General features: G+C 40.3%; 15 protein-coding genes and 1 tRNA gene. 10 read left to right on the top strand and 6 right to left on the bottom strand.

Annotated features, from left to right (window positions below; translation table 11 throughout):
• Positions 1-55 precede the first annotated feature (55 nt).
• Entirely contained in the window at positions 56-1,714 is a 1,659-nt protein-coding gene (locus ACYVM0_RS11780) for an acyl-CoA carboxylase subunit beta (protein WP_460557248.1), read from the bottom strand.
• A 70-nt stretch (positions 1,715-1,784) separates the two neighbouring features.
• Between ACYVM0_RS11780 and ACYVM0_RS11775 the strand changes: the two genes are divergently transcribed.
• The 4 genes from ACYVM0_RS11775 to treF all read left to right on the top strand — a co-directional run bounded on the left by ACYVM0_RS11775 (position 1,785) and on the right by treF (position 6,248).
• The gene (locus ACYVM0_RS11775; protein WP_460557246.1) at positions 1,785-2,288 is read left to right on the top strand and encodes a DinB family protein; all 504 of its coding nucleotides are present in this window, start codon (positions 1,785-1,787) and stop codon (positions 2,286-2,288) included.
• Between the two features lie 83 nt (positions 2,289-2,371).
• The gene (locus ACYVM0_RS11770; protein ID WP_460557244.1) at positions 2,372-3,364 is read left to right on the top strand and encodes a LacI family DNA-binding transcriptional regulator; all 993 of its coding nucleotides are present in this window, start codon (positions 2,372-2,374) and stop codon (positions 3,362-3,364) included.
• 116 nt (positions 3,365-3,480) lie between these two features.
• Positions 3,481-4,725 carry an MFS transporter gene (locus ACYVM0_RS11765; protein WP_460557242.1) on the top strand — a complete coding sequence of 415 codons (1,245 nt, stop codon included), beginning with the start codon at positions 3,481-3,483 and terminating at the stop codon, positions 4,723-4,725.
• Between the two features lie 8 nt (positions 4,726-4,733).
• Entirely contained in the window at positions 4,734-6,248 is a 1,515-nt protein-coding gene (gene treF / locus ACYVM0_RS11760; RefSeq protein WP_460557240.1) for an alpha,alpha-trehalase TreF, read from the top strand.
• Positions 6,249-6,298: 50 nt separating this feature from the next.
• Here the strand turns inward: treF and ACYVM0_RS11755 are convergent.
• Together ACYVM0_RS11755 and hscB are read right to left on the bottom strand one after the other, a co-directional pair.
• A tRNA-Leu gene (locus ACYVM0_RS11755) sits at positions 6,299-6,382 on the bottom strand.
• A gap of 57 nt (positions 6,383-6,439) precedes the next feature.
• A complete protein-coding gene (gene hscB / locus ACYVM0_RS11750; RefSeq protein ID WP_460557238.1) occupies positions 6,440-6,919 on the bottom strand; it encodes a Fe-S protein assembly co-chaperone HscB in 480 nt (159 codons plus the stop codon).
• Positions 6,920-7,151: 232 nt separating this feature from the next.
• On the opposite strand from hscB, the gene ACYVM0_RS11745 reads away from it, so the two are divergent.
• The gene (locus ACYVM0_RS11745; protein ID WP_460557236.1) at positions 7,152-8,351 is read left to right on the top strand and encodes an NAD(P)-dependent oxidoreductase; all 1,200 of its coding nucleotides are present in this window, start codon (positions 7,152-7,154) and stop codon (positions 8,349-8,351) included.
• A 72-nt stretch (positions 8,352-8,423) separates the two neighbouring features.
• Positions 8,424-8,717: a barstar family protein gene (locus ACYVM0_RS11740; protein WP_460557234.1), complete on the top strand. Its 294-nt coding sequence runs from the start codon at positions 8,424-8,426 to the stop codon at positions 8,715-8,717.
• A 30-nt stretch (positions 8,718-8,747) separates the two neighbouring features.
• Here the strand turns inward: ACYVM0_RS11740 and ACYVM0_RS11735 are convergent, their stop codons facing one another.
• The 3 genes from ACYVM0_RS11735 to ACYVM0_RS11725 all read right to left on the bottom strand — a co-directional run bounded on the left by ACYVM0_RS11735 (position 8,748) and on the right by ACYVM0_RS11725 (position 11,957).
• Positions 8,748-9,473, bottom strand: a complete 726-nt coding sequence (locus ACYVM0_RS11735; RefSeq protein ID WP_460557232.1) for a tRNA1(Val) (adenine(37)-N6)-methyltransferase — start codon at positions 9,471-9,473, stop codon at positions 8,748-8,750.
• Positions 9,474-9,574: 101 nt separating this feature from the next.
• Complete coding sequence (gene tsaD, locus ACYVM0_RS11730) at positions 9,575-10,630, bottom strand: tRNA (adenosine(37)-N6)-threonylcarbamoyltransferase complex transferase subunit TsaD (RefSeq protein WP_460557230.1); 1,056 nt, start codon at positions 10,628-10,630, stop codon at positions 9,575-9,577.
• Between the two features lie 82 nt (positions 10,631-10,712).
• Positions 10,713-11,957, bottom strand: coding sequence for an ABC transporter permease (locus tag ACYVM0_RS11725; protein WP_460557228.1), 1,245 nt, complete (start codon positions 11,955-11,957; stop codon positions 10,713-10,715).
• A 16-nt stretch (positions 11,958-11,973) separates the two neighbouring features.
• Between ACYVM0_RS11725 and ACYVM0_RS11720 the strand changes: the two genes are divergently transcribed.
• The 4 genes from ACYVM0_RS11720 (at position 11,974) to ACYVM0_RS11705 (ending at position 18,101) form a co-directional block, all read left to right on the top strand.
• Positions 11,974-12,966, top strand: coding sequence for a purine-nucleoside phosphorylase (locus tag ACYVM0_RS11720; protein WP_460557226.1), 993 nt, complete (start codon positions 11,974-11,976; stop codon positions 12,964-12,966).
• 10 nt (positions 12,967-12,976) lie between these two features.
• Positions 12,977-15,019 carry a putative porin gene (locus tag ACYVM0_RS11715; protein ID WP_460557224.1) on the top strand — a complete coding sequence of 681 codons (2,043 nt, stop codon included), beginning with the start codon at positions 12,977-12,979 and terminating at the stop codon, positions 15,017-15,019.
• A gap of 259 nt (positions 15,020-15,278) precedes the next feature.
• A complete protein-coding gene (locus ACYVM0_RS11710) occupies positions 15,279-17,162 on the top strand; it encodes a T9SS type B sorting domain-containing protein (RefSeq protein WP_460557222.1) in 1,884 nt (627 codons plus the stop codon).
• A gap of 27 nt (positions 17,163-17,189) precedes the next feature.
• Positions 17,190-18,101, top strand: a complete 912-nt coding sequence (locus tag ACYVM0_RS11705) for a PorP/SprF family type IX secretion system membrane protein (protein WP_460557220.1) — start codon at positions 17,190-17,192, stop codon at positions 18,099-18,101.
• Positions 18,102-18,236 lie beyond the last annotated feature (135 nt).

The following is an 18,236-nucleotide window of genomic DNA, read 5'->3' as shown; positions in this document are numbered from 1 at the left end:
ATAAAATATTATGTGTAGATTATAAATTTTGATATCCCGGTACCTTTTTTAACAATTACACCTGTAACACCCCCGTCTTAAACTCTGCCATCTCTTCATTATGGTTAGCGGCAGCAATGCCTTCTGCAATTACCTGCCTTGTTGCAGCCGGGTCAATAATTTCGTCTATCCATAAGCGTGCGGCAGCGTAATAAGGCGTGGTCTGCCTGTTATAGCGGTCAATAATTTCGTTGAGTATCTTTTGTTCATCTTCGGCAGTAATTTCCTGGCCCTTGCTTTTTAGCGCCGCCACTTGTATCTGCATTAAAGTTTTAGCCGCTTGTTCGCCGCCCATCACGGCAATCTTTGCCGTGGGCCAGGCATAAATAAAACGTGGGTCGTAGGCTTTGCCGCACATGGCATAATTGCCGGCGCCATAACTATTACCAATAATGATGGTGATCTTGGGTACAACAGAGTTAGCCACCGCATTTACCAGTTTAGCGCCATCTTTAATAATACCACTGTGTTCGCTGCGGCTGCCCACCATAAAGCCTGTAACATCCTGTAAAAAAACCAGGGGAATTTTTTTCTGGTTGCAGTTCATGATAAATCTTGCCGCTTTATCGGCGCTGTCATTATAGATTACACCACCCAATTGCATTTCGCCTTTTTTGCTTTTTACAATTAAGCGTTGGTTGGCAACAATACCTACTGCCCAACCATCAATGCGGCCATAACCACAAATAATTGTTTTGCCATACTCTTCTTTAAACTGGTCAAAACTATCGGCATCGGTAATGCATTCAATAATTTTTACCATATCATAAGGTTTGGTATTGCCTTCGCTCATGATGCCATAAATTTCTCCCGCAGCAGGTTTGGGTGCGATACTTTTTATCCTGTTAAAACCGGCAGTTTTTGGCGCCCCCAGTTTGCTCATTATTTTTTTTACCTGGTCAAGGCATTCTTCTTCAGTCTTAAACTTATAATCCGCAATACCGCTCAATGCATTATGTGTTTCGGCACCTCCCAAAGTTTCGGCATCAATATCTTCACCGATGGCAGCTTTTACTAAATAGGGGCCTGCTAAAAAGATCGAACCATTACCTTCCACCATTAATGTTTCGTCGCTCATAATGGGCAGGTAGGCGCCACCGGCAACGCAGGCACCCATTACGGCTGCAATTTGTGTAATGCCCATGGCACTCATCTTTGCGTTGTTTCTGAACACTCTTCCAAAATGTTCTTTGTCCGGGAAAATCTCATCCTGCATCGGAAGAAACACGCCGGCACTATCTACCAGGTAAATGATGGGTAATTTATTTTCCATCGAAATTTCCTGCATGCGCAAATTCTTTTTTCCTGTAATGGGAAACCAGGCGCCTGCTTTTACAGTTTGATCATTGGCCACAATAATGCATTGCCTGCCGCTTACATAGCCAATGCCACTAACGGTGCCACCTGCAGGGCAGCCTCCCTGCTCTTCGTACATTTCAAAACCGGCAAAGGCACCTAGTTCAATAAAAGGTTTATCAGCATCACACAAATACGCAATGCGCTCACGTGCAGTAAGCTTATTGCGTTCCTTTTGTTTGGCGGCGGCTTTTTTACCACCTCCTTCGTAAATCTTCTCTAAATGTTTTTTGGTGCGGCTCCAGGCCATTTTAAGGGCGTCCTCGTTTTTGTTGAATTGCAGGTCCATATAGTTGACAGTTGATGGTTGACAGTTCATGGTTGATGGTTCATAGTTAATGGTTAATACAAACAATTTGCAGTTGCGTTTGAAATTGTAAATTTGTTTAGTGGCACTACCATCAACTATTAATCATGAACAACACAACAAAAATATGGCTATTGAAATTAACCGCATAGTAAAACTATTTGAGGCATTACAGCACGGCGACTGCTGGATTGGCACTAATTTTAAAGAAACACTTCATGGCGTGGATTCAGCAATGGCATCAGATGCTATTTTGAGCAACAATAATAGCATCTGGCAGTTAACTGCACATATTACTTACTGGAGAACAACCGTGGTTAACCGTTTAACGGGTAGCGATAACCCGCCGCCATTTAAAGATTTTTTATTGCCTGCCCGGTTGGATGATGCCAGCTGGAAACAAACCCTGTATGATTTTGAAGCGGCTTATCATTCCCTGCGCACTGCACTGCATACTATTAAAGATGAGCAGCTGGATAAACCTTCACCAAGGGAAGGGCAAACATTTTATCAGTTGATAATGGGTTGCCTGCAACACGATGCGTATCATCTGGGGCAAATGATGTTATTAAAGAAAAATATTTGATAGGGTTTTTGCTGCGTCATAAAATCTTTACCTAAAAAGGATAGCTTAATAACAGAAAATATTATTATTTTCACTGCATAACGATGGAACAAGCTACACTAAAACAATTGTCGGAGATTTTAAAGATCAGTATATCCACAGTCTCAAGAGCGCTAAAAAATCATCCTGATATTTCTGAGGAAACCAAGCGTAAAGTAAAAGAACTGGCTGAAACTTTAGAGTATGAGCCTAACAGTCATGCGATCTCCCTGCGTAATAATTCCAGTAATATACTCGGCATCATGGTGCCTTCGCTGGATAATTTCTTTTATGATTCCTTCACCGTTGCGGTGGAAGAAGAAGCCAGGGCAAAAGGATATTCTGTGATGATCATGCAATCGGGCGAAAGTAAAGATATAGAAACGGCTAACCTTAAATTATTAAAGAATAACCGCATTGCCGGTGTATTTGTTTCAATTACCGGCGAAACTGATGACCTGAATCCTTTTTTAAAATTGCAGGAGAAAAAAGTGCCGGTGATATTTTTTGACCGTGTGCCCGATTACGAACAATGCAATAGGATCTGCCTGGCCGACAGGGCTGCCGCTACCATGGCTGCCGATGCCTTAATTGATAAACAGAAAAAACATGTGCTCGCCCTTTTTGGCCATCCTAAATTAACGATCTCTCAAAAACGATATGCAGCATTTAACGAAACTTTTAAAAGCAGGTCGCCGGCCACGCAAATTGACAATCATTTTCCATTAACCATTGCCGAAGCAAAATCTTTTGCCCTGGAAGCCCTGGAAAATAAGAAAAAGCCTGATGCCATATTCTGTATGGGCGACCTGATATTGATCGGTGTAATGCACGCCGTGCATGAAAAAGGGTTAAGGGTTCCCGAAGATGTTGCTATCATATCTATCAGTAACGGGTTAATTCCTACCCTATACAATCCCCACATAACTTTTGTTGAAACCAGTGGCTATAAATTAGGGAAGCTGGCATTTAAAAGAATGATGGAATGTTTTGCAGGCAGTACTTTTATGCAGGAACTTACGGTGGATTCACTGCTGGTGGAAGGAGGGTCGTTGTGAGTTTGGAGGTTTAGAGGTTTAGGGGGTTAGGAGTTTAGGGGTTTAGGAGTTTAGAGGTTTAGGGGTTTAGGATTGATGCTTATTTTTTTCGATTGCTCACTATATAAAACTTGCTCATGTCTAACTGGAAAATTAAAACTTCCCTGTTTTTTAATTATTTTGTTTTTGCCATACTACTAAACAGCTCAGGTATTGCCATAACTCAGGTACAGGATAATTTTGGGGTAAACAGTAAAGCTGCTTCATGGATAGATCCGTGCAAAGATATCAGCATAGCGGTAATGTCATTCCTGGTGTCTTCTTTTATTGTACGGTTGGGTTATAAACGTGCCATGCTTATTGCTTTGGGTGTGGTTGCAGGCGTATGTTTTATCATTCCCAGCGTGCCAACTTTTATAGCTATCAAATTATTGTTTGTAATTGTGGGCGCAAGTTTTGCCTTGATAAAAATGTCGGTTTATAGTACAATAGGTTTAATCACCAGCGATTCCAAAGATCATATCAGGTTCATGAATTTTATTGAATCTTTTTTTACAATAGGAACCATGGTACTATACTTTGTGTTTAGTGTTTTTATCGATAATGCACACCCTGAATCTACTGCATGGTTAAAATCTTACTACCTGATCGGCGGAATTTCTGTTGTGGCGTTTTTATTATTGCTTACATCCACACTGGATGAGTCGGGGGCTCATAAAACTAACGGTACTGAATCAGTTAATTTCTTTGAGATGTTCCTGTTAATGGCTAAACCTATAATTCTTGCTTTTCTCTGTGCGGCTTTTTTTTATGTGTTGATTGAACAAAGCATTCAGAATTTTTTGCCCACATTCAATAGCAAGGTTTTGCATATGCCTAAGTCATTGGCCATTCAAATGGGAAGTATATTAGCCGGCGCTTCGGCATTGGGGCGTTTTTTAGCCGGTATAATACTTAAGAAAGTACATTGGTTTTATTTGCTGGTTACTTGCCTTGCATTGGCTTTTGGCCTGGTATTGATCGCTATGCCATTAGCAAAAAATGTGGCCATTAATCCATCTGCAGGTTGGTTTAGTGCGCCTTTGGCAGCTTATATATTTCCGCTTATCGGATTATTCCTGGCACCCATTTATCCATCCATTAATTCTGCCATTTTAAGTTCCTTGCCTAAGGCACAACATGGATTAATGTCTGGCCTTATTATTGTATTTTCTGCCATAGGTGGTACATGTGGGTCGTTGATAACAGGCGCTATTTTTGATTGGTATGATGGACAAACAGCTTTTTATTTTACCCTGGTGCCTATAACTATTTTAATCATCAGCCTTTTTGTTTTTAATAAGCTGCACAATAAGACCTTAGCTGAAAAAGCAAATGCATAACCTGGTATATGACTGAACAAAATTTATTTTTTATAGAATCACTCGGGGCACTATATGAAGATGTGCAATCCTCGGATATTTTTGCCGATAGTAAGTACTTTGTAGACTGTGTGCCAAAATATACTGCTACAGAAATTACAGCAAAATATAAGAATTCAAAAAATGATCCTTCTTTTAAACTGGAGACATTTGTAAAAGAAAATTTTGTATGTCCAGCCGAAACAGTCTCCACTTATACCTCTGCAAAAAAAACAATAGACGCACACCTGAACGATCTGTGGGATGAACTGAAAAGAATGCCGGTACAAAGCAGCGGCACACTTATCCCTTTACCGTATCCATATATTGTACCCGGCGGAAGATTCCGTGAAATATATTATTGGGACAGTTATTTTACCATGCTGGGTTTACAGGTAAGCGGGCGCATCGATATCATCGAAAATATGATCGATAATTTTGCTTTCCTCATCAATGAATTTGGGTTTATTCCCAATGGTAACCGTACTTATTATTTAAGCCGGTCGCAGCCACCTTTTTTTGCAATGATGGTAAACTTACTGGCAGAAGAAAAAGGCGATGAGGTATTATTGAAATATCATCCTGTATTGGAAAAAGAATATGCTTTCTGGATGAAAGGAGCCGGCACATTGGATACAGCGCACACGGCCTGCAACCAGGTGGTGTTACTGGCAGATAAGGGTATCCTTAACCGTTATTGGGATAGTAAAGATACACCCAGGCCCGAAGCCTTTGCAGAAGATGTGCATTTGGCAGCAACTGCTCCGGGCAAGCCGCAGGATACATATCGCCATATCCGTGCAGCGGCAGCATCCGGATGGGATTTCAGCAGCCGTTGGTTTAAAGATGGTATGCATATGAAAACCATTCAAACTACAGATTTATTACCGGTTGATCTTAATTGTTTGCTGGCGCATACTGAAGCCACACTCATGAAAATGTATACGCTGCAACACAATGATTCAGCTGCAGCAACAATGCTGCAAAACATCAACCGCAGGTTAAAAGCTTTGAATAACTACTGCTGGAATGAAACAGCGGGTTGCTTTTTTGATTATAATTTTATTGACCAGGAACAAACGATGCATTATAATCTTGCCACTGTGTTCCCATTATTTTTTGGCATAGCCGGAGAAAAAAAAGCGGAAAGAATAGGATCGTTGATCAAAGAAAAATTTCTCTGCAGCGGAGGCGTGGTTACCACATTAAATACCACCGGCCAGCAATGGGATGCCCCCAATGGCTGGGCACCTTTGCAATGGATGACCTATAAAGGGTTAAAAAAATACGGCCTTGATGAATTGGCGGGTACCCTAAAACAAAACTGGTTAACAAATTGCGAAAGGGTATTTAATGAAACCGGCAAAATGATGGAGAAGTATAACGTAATGGATACTACAATCAGTGCCGGTGGTGGCGAATATCCCAACCAGGATGGATTTGGCTGGACGAATGGGGTGTACCTGAAAATGAAGAGTGAAGATGCCCATACCCCCAAATTATAATCTCTGTATTGGAGGTATAAAAAAACCGGAGCAATTACTCCGGCTTACTGTGCCCACGAAAGGAATCGAACCTTCACGCCCTTGCGAACGGCAGATTTTGAGTCTGCTGCGTCTACCAATTCCGCCACATGGGCTGCTCTGTTATTACCCAACTAATTAACTAATTAACCTATTGGGGCTGCAATATTACGTTATCCGTCTAATCTGTCCAAAATACGTTGCAGGTATTTTTTCTTATAATAATATTCCTTCACTTTTAACAGCTCTGCTGTAGTGGTGCTGTCATTGTTAAAATGCTCAATAATGCCTTTAACAGGCTCGTAAATTTCCGTTTCCAGGTGGCTGATCTGTGCTGCAGAGTCGGCCGACAATTCCTCATTCAGCTCCATCACGGCCATTAAAAAATCGGGGGGCAGCTGGTATTTTTCTTCTTCTTCCAAAAGCCCTTTTAACTGCAGTACATACTTAATGGTCTCATCGCTGTTTTTAAAAATCTTAAGCGCTTTATTTATTTGCGAAGATTTTTCCAATGCGTTGGCCTGCTCATATTCCGTTTCCTGGGTAAAAAAATCAGGATGGTATTTTTTTTGTAAGGCCACATATTTTTTAGACAACAAATTTTTATCTACCTGCAAACTTACCGGTATCTCAAAAAGTTCAAAATAATTCATACGGCAAATTTCAGGATTTATCAGCAAAGAGAGGGAATAAAAAATTAAATGAATAACTACTTTGTGGTTATTCATTTGTTGCCACGGATTGCACAGATTTACGCGGATAAATACAATAAAATAATTTGTGAGAATCCGTGCAATCCGTGGCAACCTTTATTCACGAAGTGAATACAATGCCCTCATGCAGTTGAAGCAAATTAATTAACTTGCTGCCCTAATACAACGATTGATGCTACAAATTGGTTTAATAAGAGAAGGGAAAATACCTGCAGATAACAGGGTGGCCCTTACGCCGGCACAATGCAAATGGCTGCATAAAAATTTCGATAGTATTCGTGTAGTGGCGCAACATAGCGATACCAGGTGCTTCAGCGATAAAGAATACCGCATGGCGGGAGTGGAGGTAAAAGAAGATATCACCGGTTGCGATGTGTTAATGGGTATTAAAGAAGTACCGGCAGCGCAATTGATTGCCCATAAAACCTATTTGTTTTTTTCGCACACCAAAAAAGCACAGGAGCACAACCGTAAATTATTCCAGGCTATCATAAAAAATAAAATTACACTGATAGATTATGAATGCTTAACGCATGAAGACGGGCAGCGTATTTTAGGATTTGGTTTTTTTGCCGGCATTGTAGGGGCGCATAATGGTATGATGGCCTATGGAAAAAGAACGGGCCTGTATAATTTAAGCAGGGTGTACCAGCAAAAAGATTATCGCAACCTTATCCATACTTATTTTGGATTGAAATTACCTAAACTGAAAATTGCAGTTACCGGTAGCGGCCGTGTGGCGCATGGTGTACTGGAGATCATGAACCTGATGGGCATACATGAAGTAGAACCCTTCGAATACCTGCACCGCCAGTTTGATTACCCGGTGTATGTTGATCTGAAAGGCCGTGACCTGTATGCAAGAAAAGATGATGCTACCTATAACCGTGATGATTTTCATTTACATCCGGATGAATACAAATGTTTGTTTAGCCCTTTTGCAAAGCAAACCGATATTTTAATGAATGGGGTATATTGGGATAAAAATATTCCACCACTTTTTACAACGGAAGAATTTCAGGAAGCTGCATTTAGTATCAAAACAATTGCTGATATCACCAACGATTATCACGGCTCTGTGGTGGTTAATATCGGCGACAGTTCAATTGAAGACCCTATTTATGGGGTAGATAAAAAAACATTGCAGAAAACATTGCCTTACCAGCCCAACGCAGTAGACCTGATGGCCGTGGGCAATTTGCCCAATGAACTGCCACGAGATGCCTCAAGGTATTTTGGCGAGCAGCTGATAAAATTTGTATTGGAAGACCTGGTAAAAGGCGGCTCGGCAATTATTGAAAGAGCAACAATGGTGAAGGAAGGATTATTAATGCCGGCTTATGAATATTTGGAAGGGTATGCTAAAAATTAATGCAAGACGAGGCCGGCGAAAATCGCCGCCAGGGTAGGCCACCGCTATCGGGGTTACCACAAATGCAATTAAATGGACAAACAGATTTTAATAATCAACGGAGATAATTTTCACGATCTGGAAACATTCTTTTGTGAAATTGACAGGGTGCTCACTAAAGATATGGACTGGAAGACCGGGCATAATTTTAATGCTTTTAACGACTTGTTGTGCGGAGGGTTTGGTGTATATGAAGATGGGGAGCCCATTAAATTAACCTGGACTAAGTTTTCGCAAAGTCAAAAAATATTAGGGAGCGAATTAACTGCAGCACTGGTTGATATAATTAAGCAACATGAGCATATTGAATTTGCTACGACAGGTTAATACCAGCTTTTTTTGATGCTGAATTTATTTTTATAAATAGAGATAATAATCTTTTAATAAAGAAGTGAATGCGATAGAATATTTTCCTTCATCGTCTTTGATACTTATTTCACTTCGTGAAAAAATAGCCGGCTTTCCTGAAAAAATTAATATTGCCCTGAAGTAGTCATGTTCTGGTGTTTGTTTGACCAATATTTTTTTACAGAGATGGAAATTTAATTTTACGCTTTCTGCTTCAAAATAATTACTGCGGTGATAGGGTAGCAATACAGCAAATACACCTGCTCCGCTTAAGTTTTTCTCAATGGCCCGTAACAATTCAACATACGTTAATGTAGTGTCGTGTTTTGCTGCATTTTTCATCTCGTCACCCGATCTTAAATCAGCTTCAAAAAATGGTGGGTTGGAAATAATGTAGTCATATTTTTTTGCTGCAGCAAAATGCCGCATATCGGTATTAAAGATTTTAATTTTTTGGTTGAAAGAAGTTTGTGCTATATTCTCTTTGGCCTGTTCAAATGCATTGCTGTCAATTTCTACTGTATCAATGTCACTGCCTGATTTTTGCGCCAGCATTAAGCTTAACAAACCAGTTCCTGTACCAATATCTAAAATATTTTTTACAGTGCCGGTAGCCGTCCGTTGTAACTCCTCAGCAATGTAAGCGCCAAACAAACAGGCATCGGTGCAAACCTTCATGGCGCATCGATCCTGGTGAATAGTAAATTGCTTAAATTGAAAATAGTTGTTAGCCACGGATTACGCAGATTTGCACTGATTAAATACAGAAGAAGATAAAGTTGAAATAAGCATTACAGGTATAATTTAAAAATCCGTAGAAATTCGTGTAACCCGTGCTAACCCCATTCTGCTTTAGCGGAAGGGCTTATGCTGAGATCGGTGAAATCATTGTCTAAAAATTTATAGTACCCGGTAATGGCAATCATCGCTGCGTTATCGGTACAGTATTCAAAAGCAGGAATAAAAGTTTGCCACTGCATTGTTTCACCCAAGGTGGTAAAGGCTTTTCTCAACCCGCTATTGGCGCTAACACCACCGGCCAAACAGATATTGGTGATGCCGGTTTCCTGTGCAGCTTTTTTTAGTTTATTTAAAAGAATACTTACGATCCTGTTTTGTATGGACGCACAAATGTCTTCCAGGTTTTCTGCAATGAATTTTTTTTGCATCGCTTCATCCGCTAAAAATTCTTCTTTAAAAACATTACTGGTGCCGGCATTTTTTAAAAAATACAAAATAGAAGTCTTTAATCCGCTGAAACTAAAATTCAGGCCCGGTATCTGCGGCTCAGGAAATTTATATTTATCCGGGTTGCCCTTGGCGGCATATTTGTCTATCAATGGCCCGCCGGGATAAGGCAGTCCTAATAGTTTAGCACTTTTATCAAATGCTTCACCGGCAGCATCATCAATGGTTTCTCCAATTACTTTTAATTTGCCGGGAGATTCGCACAAAACAATTTGCGTGTGCCCGCCACTGACAGTTAAACATAAAAACGGGAATGCCGGTTTGTTGTGGGGTATTAAGTTTGCCAACACGTGCGCCTGCATATGGTGTACAGCAATAAGCGGCTTATCCAAAGCGAGTGATAATGATTTTGCAAATTGGGTACCTACTAATAAGGAGCCAATGAGCCCGGGTGCTTGTGTAAAAGCAATGGCATCAATTGCTGAAAGACTGCAACCAGCCGCTTTTAATGCAGCATCCACCACCGGAACAATATTTTGCATATGCGCCCTGCTGGCCAGCTCGGGTACCACGCCACCATATTTTTCATGTACAGTTTGATTGGCTATATAATTGGATAAGATTTTTCCATTCACACATACCGATGCCGATGTTTCATCGCAACTGGATTCAATAGCTAAAATACTGATCGAAGTGTTTACCATGCTGCAAAAATAGTATAGTCATTCAGAAGAAAAGAAGTTTTGAAAAAATACTGGATTGATCTCTTCAGGGGCCGGGGGGAGTTTATTTGCTCCTGATTGCCACCACCGGGTCCATCTTAGCTGCTCTTCTTGCAGGGATGATACCGGCTAAAATACCCACTACAATACAAATGATAACGGCACCCAATAGCATGGGCAGAGAAATATATACCGGAAATTTAAGCGGACCCGAAAGTATTAAAGTAAGAATATACACAAAGAATAAACCAATGGCACCACCAATGATACACAGCAAAGCAGCTTCCATTAAAAATTCAAATAAAATGCTGCCTTTTTTGGCACCGATGGCTTTTTTTAAACCAATTAAAGAGGTGCGTTCTTTTACGGTAACAAACATGATATTGGCAATGCCAAACATGCCTACAATAAGGCTGATGCCACCAATTACAGCACCAACAATATTAATGGTGACAAAGGAATCGGAAATAGCTTTACTGAATGCTTCCACGCTGTTTAAAGAAAAATTATCTTCCTGTGTAGGCGCAAGCCTTCTTATCTGGCGCATAATACCGCGTAATTCATTTATCAATGCAGCAGGAGGGATACCTTCTTTGCCTTTGGCGATTAAAACAGGGTTGCTCCAGTTTTCTTCAAATATTTCTTTGCAGAATTTATATGGCAGCATGATGCAGTTATCATAATCCCAGCCAATAAAATTCTTGCCTTCTTTTTTTATAACCCCAACAATGGTGGCTTTCTTACCTCTGACTTCAATTTGTTTGCCTATTGCTCTTTCGGTGGTGCCAAATAAAGATTCTGCATTGGCAAAACCAATAAGGCAGACATTACTTCCCGAAGTGAATTCACTGGTAGAAAAAAAACGGCCTACATCAAAAGTAAAAGGCTGTACCGTCATCTGTGCTTCTGTAATGCCATATACACTGGCATTGGATATCTGGTCGTTCTTATAAGAAATAGCGCCACCGCTCCGGAGTAATAAAGAAACATCTTCCAATAAATACGACCGTTGCCTGATCATTCCCGTTTCTTCAAATTTCATATTGGGCCGGGCCCTGTATTTCCAGATAGGCCGGTCGGCGCCGCCGGCGTATTCCCATTTATCAATATAAATAGTATTGCTGCCAAGGCTTTTTACTTCGTTTTGAATATTTCTTTCCAGGCTATTTACTGTGGCCAGTACCCCTATAATACAGAATATACCAAAGGCAACACCGGTAAGGCTAAGTGCGGTCCTTAATTTATTCACCTTTAATTCCTGCAGCGTAAGCCGCAGTGAGTTGGCGATAATATTGAGTGATTTACTCATCTCCCAAAATTACAGTATGCAAATGAAATGCGGGGGTAAAATATATAAGTGGCACAGGAGCGCCTGCTTTGTGGTTTACCGGGCATTTATTGTTGCCCTGCAAACCACCAGTGAAAAATACAAACCTTTACTAATGAACATTCCTTTAACAATATCTTGCCTTACCTTTGGCGCACAAAAAAACCAGGATTTGTTTATGATGCAAAAAATTAATGAAGCAGTAGCTTTTATAAAAGAACAGTATAGCAATAAGCCTGTTGTGGGTATAGTATTAGGCAGCGGGTTGGGTAGTTTTACAGGTGAAATAGCAGTGGAAAAAGAAATCCCTTACAGCGCCATTCCTCATTTTCCGGTAAGTACGGTGCAAGGCCATAGCGGTAAACTGTTATTTGGCCGTTTAGGTGGAAAGAACGTGGTAGCAATGGCGGGACGTTTTCATTATTACGAAGGGTATGATACCGGCGCAGTTGTTTTTCCGATAAGGGTAATGAAATTCTTAGGTATCGAAACCTTGCTGGTAAGTAATGCTGCAGGTGGTACAAAAAAAGACTGGCATGTTGGCGACCTGATGATCATTAAGGATCATGTAAGTTTTTTTACGCCTAATCCTTTGGTAGGAAAAAATATTGATGAACTGGGCCCACGTTTTCCCGATATGAGTGAGCCATATAAAAAGGACCTGATAGATAAAGTAAAAGCCATTGCGGCAAAACAAAATATTGCTTTAAGGGAAGGGGTGTATTGCGGTGTTACCGGCCCTACTTTTGAAACACGGGCCGAGTATCAATTATTATCACTTATTGGTGGTGATGCCGTAGGCATGAGTACTGTGCAGGAAGTAATTGCAGCTGTACATATGGGATTGCCGGTATTTGCTATGAGTGTAATTACTGATATTGGTATAAGAGATGAAGAAAATACCATTACACATGATGAAGTGTTACAGGCCGCAAAAGATGCAGAACCCAAGCTTACTTATATTTTTAAAGAACTGATAGCTCAACTGTAACAGCCATTACATGAAGTATTTTATCACGCTTTTAGTTACTTTTTTTGTGGTTGCGGCCTGCAGTGCGCAGGAACCTGATGTGCTGAGGCAATTACCACAAACAGGCCGCTCCACCGGGGCCAATAACAAGAATAAAACAGATACCAGCAAATCTGCAAAAGATAATGCGTTGGGATTTGAACACAGGGATGATAAAAAAGATTCTATCAGTATTTCTTATAAATTTCTCGACTCTGTGCGTATCAACAGGCTGGATTCTTCTATCAATGATTTTGATAAATATTTTTCTGTGCCATCCAGCTGGCAATATTTAGGCAATAATGGTGCGGCGGCTTACCCGATAATTTATACCCCCAACTTAAAACCCGGCTGGGATGCAGGTTTTCATGCATTTGATATTTACCGTTATAAATTAGAGGACACTAAGTTTTATAAAACCACCAAACCCTTCACACAACTGGGGTATCAACTGGCATCGGGTAAGGAGCAAATGATAAAGGCCCTGCATACGCAAAACCCCAGGCAAAACTGGAATTTTGGTTTTGACTACCGGCTGATAAGTGCACCGGGATTTTTTATTACGCAAAATACCAATCATAAAAGTTACCGGCTGTTTAGTACTTACCAGGGCAAAAGAAAAAGATATGCTGCCTATTTTGTGCTGATGGGTAATACTATAAAAAATTCGGAGAATGGTGGTATCACCAACGACTCGTCTTTGTCTGATCCCAACAAAAAGAAAAGATATGCCATAGATGTAAATCTGGGTAATGCGCTTAATTACACGCCTAATCCTTTTAACGCATCGGTAAGTACCGGAAATATTGATAAGGACCTTACTTTCTTTTTAAGGCAAACCTATGATATCGGGAAAAAAGATTCTGTTGCGGTAAATGATTCCACAACAGAATATTTATTTTATCCCAAGCTAAGGGCACAATATACTTTCAGCTACAGCCATTATAATTACCTTTTCCAGGATCTGTCTGCAGATACACTTATTTATAAAGCATGGTATGATACGGTTTTAAAAACACAGTTACTCGATACTTTTTCTGTACATGAAAAATGGAGTGTTATCAGCAATGATTTTTCTTTATTGCAGTTTCCGGATACAAAAAATCCGGCGCAGTTTTTACTGGCGGGAGCAAGAATAGAAAACATTAAAGCACAATTTTACAGGGCCACCGCTATTGAAACAAAAAGCTATTACAATATCATTCTTCATGGCGAATACCGGAATAAAACACGAAATAAGTTGTGGGATGTTTTATTAAAAGGAGAATTTTATCTTAATGGATTAAACAGCGGCGATTACAAAGCCAACGCTTCAATTGACAGGTACCTGAATAAAAAACTGGGCGATGTTCGTTTGTTTTTTACTAACGTAAACAGGAGCCCGTCGTTTATCTACAACAGTTTATCCGCTTTTAATTTTAAGAATGCCACTATCAGCAAAAAAGAAAATATTATTTCTTTTGGAGCAGAAGCCCACAACCAGTTTGTTAACCTCGGCTTTAAAAATCACCTGATCACTAACCTGGCTTATTTTTCTGATTATTATCATACAGCACAAAGCACAAAAGTTATCAACCTGCTGCAGTTGTTTGCTTCTAAAAAAATAAAGCTTACTAAAAAATTAAACTGGTATGCCGAAGCTGTGGTGCAACAAACCGATGGCAGTGCGCCGGTTAAAGTACCATTGGTTTTTACAAGAAACCGTTTTGCTTTTGAAGGAGTGTATTATAAAAATCTTAATTTAAGTACAGGTTTGGAAATAAGATATTACACCCCTTATGAAGGGTATAATTATTCACCTGTAATGGGACAATTTATGCCGCAGGATACAATGAAACTGAAAAACCTGCCCGATATCAGTGCCTTTTTCGATTTTAGAATTAAATCTTTTACTGCGTACATCCGTGCAGAAAATTTAAATACTGTAAGCTTTGCCGATGGGTTTGGATTTACCAATAATAATTTTGCAGCGCCGCATTATCCCACACAGGGGCTTATGATACGTTTTGGCATACAATGGAATTTTATAAATTAAAAAATTGCTGCATTTAACTTTTTTAATGTATTTTATTACTATCAAAGAAAGGGTATTCCAAAAATTACTATATTAGCGCTCCAAAATGCTGTTTACAGTCATTCTGCTGATTGCCTTGCTTAATGATTAAATAAAAACCTATCTCCTTTTTAAGCCAATTGTTTTTGTTTTAACTAAAGTTCACTGGTAAAATATTTTTTTCTTTAAACCAAACTATATGCTTATTTCACGCTTTCTTTTAAAGCCTAAAAGGCTTTTTATGCAATTATTGTTACTGATTTTTCCCGGTATCATTTGCGCCCAAACATTTAACCCCATTACTGTTACAGGTTTTAATCATGATGTGGTAGCCGAAGCCGGCACCAGTTCATTAACTACCACTACTATCAGTATTGATGGACCCACTGTTTCCAACAAGGTTATGTACACCAGCACTTTTAAAACATTAAATGCTTTTGGCGGCGGTGGATTACCTGACAATGGTACCATAACCAATGCTACTGCAGGCAACTACCAGTTGGCGCCTTATACTGGTAACAATGTTTTGCTATTGCAACGTACCCAAAGCGGCAGTCTTACTTTAAGCACGCCTTCCAAATACAGCAAAATAAGATTGCTGGCGCTTTCAACTGAAGGATCGAGCCTGATAAATGCAGTGCTTACTTTTACAGACGGATCAACCACTAATGCATTAACCAACTATACACTTGGCGACTGGTTCAACAATACCGCTAACCTGGTATTATCGGGCTTTGGCCGCTGTACCAGGGCTACACCTGCTTCGGGTGCAGATGCTTATCCCACTAATCCAAGATTGTATTATGCAGAAATATCATTGTCTTGTACCGACAGGCAGAAGACCTTACAAAAAGTTACCCTTACCAATGTAACCACCGGAGGTAGTAATGCACCTTTTCCAAATGCAGTATTCTTCGGGGTTTCCGGTATCGACTACACGCAAAATATCAGTGCGGCAATAACCAATGTAACCTGTACCAATGCAGGCAGTGCAACACTTACCGTTACAGGTTCGGCATCACCATATACCATTGTATGGAATACCAACCCCGTACAAACCGGTGTTACGGCTAATAACCTTGGTGTGGGCACATTCCAGGCCACCATCACAGATGCAAGTGCATGTGCCACCGTTTACCCTGTGGTAATGGTTGCACCGGCGCCACCAACGCTTACTTTGCATGCAGATACAACTATTTGTGCCGGCGCATCATTTAACGCCAATACTGTTAGTAATGCTACCAGCTTTGCATGGTCACCAACCACAGGAGTAAATAATCCTGCTATTGCAAATCCTATACTGTCACCAACTGCCAACACGCTGTACACTGTTACTGCATCAACGGGTAGTTGCATCACCACTAAATCTTTTACCACTACGGTAAATACTGCTGCATCACTTACTGTACATGCAGATACTACTGTTTGTGCTCCCACAGCCTTTAGCGCAAACACCGTAAGTAATGGCACCAGTTTTTCATGGTCGCCAACAACAGGTGTAAGCAATCCTGCTATAGCCAATCCTGTTTTATCTCCAACTTTCAATACACAATACACAGTAACGGCATCGGCTAGTGGCTGTAGTGCTTCCAAATCATTTAATGTTACTGTTAATCCCGGTGTTACTGTTAACGCAGGTGGCAATATCATTATTTTCCAGGGACAAAGTACACAACTCCAGGCAACCGGTTCGCAGGGCACTTACTTATGGACGCCTGCAACTGCCCTTAATGCAGCCAATATTTTAAACCCTGTGGCATCACCTACAGCAACCACTACTTATACAATTAAGGTTACCTCAGCACAAGGCTGTACGGCATCTTCCAGTGTGGTGGTTTCGGTAATAAGCGATTGTGTAAAACCAATGCAGGCCTTTACGCCAAACGGCGATGGGTTTAATGACAAATGGTTTGTTACCAACGGCAACTGCGTTAAAAAAGTGGTGGCAAGCGTGTTCAACCGCTGGGGCAGTAAAGTATTTGAATCTCTTGATTATAAAAACGACTGGGATGGATCATATAAAGGCAAACCTTTGCCGGATGGTACTTATTATTTTGTAGTTCATTATGACCTGGTAAATAATAGCGGCGTAGATAAGAAAGGAAGCGTAACCATTTTAAGATAATTTTCCTAACAGTTAAAAATATTACACATGTATTCAGTAAAAATAAAAATAGTGGCAGTAGCATTGTTTACTGTTGCCTTATCTGTAAATGCAGTTGCACAACAGATATTTAAAGTAAGCCAGTATATGGAAAACAGTTTTATTCATAACCCTGCGGCTGTAGGTGCCAATGATGTACCCACTATCGGGGGTGTATTCAGAAGCCAGTGGGCCGGCATTGATGGCAGTCCTAAAACAGTAATGCTTTTTGGAGATACCTATATCCCTTCTAAAAACACCGGGGTAGGTGTGGTGTTATATTCAGATAAAACAGGGCCTACCAGCCGTACAGGTGGAAATTTCAATGTTTCCTACAGTGTTAAATTGGATGGTGATGATAAAAAAAGGCTGATGATGGGATTAGGTGCCGAAGTGATACAATTTAAAGTGGATAAAGATAAGATCGCAGAATTCATTCCTAATGATCCTTTACTGGCATCTTCCGGTTCAACCATTAAAGGCGATGCATCTGCCGGTGTTTACCTGCGTACGCCTAAATTGTCAATTGGTGTAGCTGCATTTCAGCTGATACAACCCAAACTGGATTTTGTTAAGTCGTCCACTAATATTGATGGTAAATTATACCGCCACTTTTTCTTTAGTGCCAGCTACCGCATAGTAACGGATGAATCAAATGTACTGTTACCGCATGTAGAAGTACGTTACCAGCCTAACGCCCCTGCTGATTATGAAGCAGGAATTATGTTGTTGCACAAAGACCTTATTCATGTTGGGGTTAGTGCACATTACAAGCAGGATTATACCATTTTTGCAGGCCTTAAAATAGACCATAAATTCACTATTGGTTATGCCTATGATGTATACAACCACCCGATAAATACTTTTAACGGGGGTAACGGTGCTCATGAGGTATCGTTGAGGTATTTCTTTAAAAAATAAAGATAGTTGCCATATAGTCCACGTTTAAAGGAACAGCCACATAAAGGCTGTTCCTTTTTTTTTAACAGCATTATAAAGGGGGTAAAGCTGATTATTCTTCAGTTGTTGCTACCTTGTGTATTCAAATAGTAAAGT

It is taken from the genome of Ferruginibacter profundus (genome assembly GCF_054783275.1).
Note: the sequence above shows the minus strand (reverse complement) of the source record. Positions and strands in the feature narration are given on the sequence as shown.

Excerpts from the sequence above, each read along its gene's own strand:
- ACYVM0_RS11765 (WP_460557242.1), top strand. The coding sequence starts at position 3,481 with ATGTCTAACTGGAAAATTAAAACTTCCCTGTTTTTTAATTATTTTGTT.
- tsaD (WP_460557230.1), bottom strand. The coding sequence starts at position 10,630 with ATGGTAAACACTTCGATCAGTATTTTAGCTATTGAATCCAGTTGCGAT.
- ACYVM0_RS11715 (WP_460557224.1), top strand. The coding sequence starts at position 12,977 with ATGAAGTATTTTATCACGCTTTTAGTTACTTTTTTTGTGGTTGCGGCC.
- ACYVM0_RS11710 (WP_460557222.1), top strand. The coding sequence starts at position 15,279 with ATGCAATTATTGTTACTGATTTTTCCCGGTATCATTTGCGCCCAAACA.
- hscB (WP_460557238.1), bottom strand. The coding sequence starts at position 6,919 with ATGAATTATTTTGAACTTTTTGAGATACCGGTAAGTTTGCAGGTAGAT.
- ACYVM0_RS11705 (WP_460557220.1), top strand. The coding sequence starts at position 17,190 with ATGTATTCAGTAAAAATAAAAATAGTGGCAGTAGCATTGTTTACTGTT.
- ACYVM0_RS11770 (WP_460557244.1), top strand. The coding sequence starts at position 2,372 with ATGGAACAAGCTACACTAAAACAATTGTCGGAGATTTTAAAGATCAGT.
- ACYVM0_RS11740 (WP_460557234.1), top strand. The coding sequence starts at position 8,424 with ATGGACAAACAGATTTTAATAATCAACGGAGATAATTTTCACGATCTG.
- treF (WP_460557240.1), top strand. The coding sequence starts at position 4,734 with ATGACTGAACAAAATTTATTTTTTATAGAATCACTCGGGGCACTATAT.
- ACYVM0_RS11745 (WP_460557236.1), top strand. The coding sequence starts at position 7,152 with ATGCTACAAATTGGTTTAATAAGAGAAGGGAAAATACCTGCAGATAAC.
- ACYVM0_RS11780 (WP_460557248.1), bottom strand. The coding sequence starts at position 1,714 with ATGAACTGTCAACCATCAACTGTCAACTATATGGACCTGCAATTCAAC.
- ACYVM0_RS11720 (WP_460557226.1), top strand. The coding sequence starts at position 11,974 with ATGCAAATGAAATGCGGGGGTAAAATATATAAGTGGCACAGGAGCGCC.
- ACYVM0_RS11725 (WP_460557228.1), bottom strand. The coding sequence starts at position 11,957 with ATGAGTAAATCACTCAATATTATCGCCAACTCACTGCGGCTTACGCTG.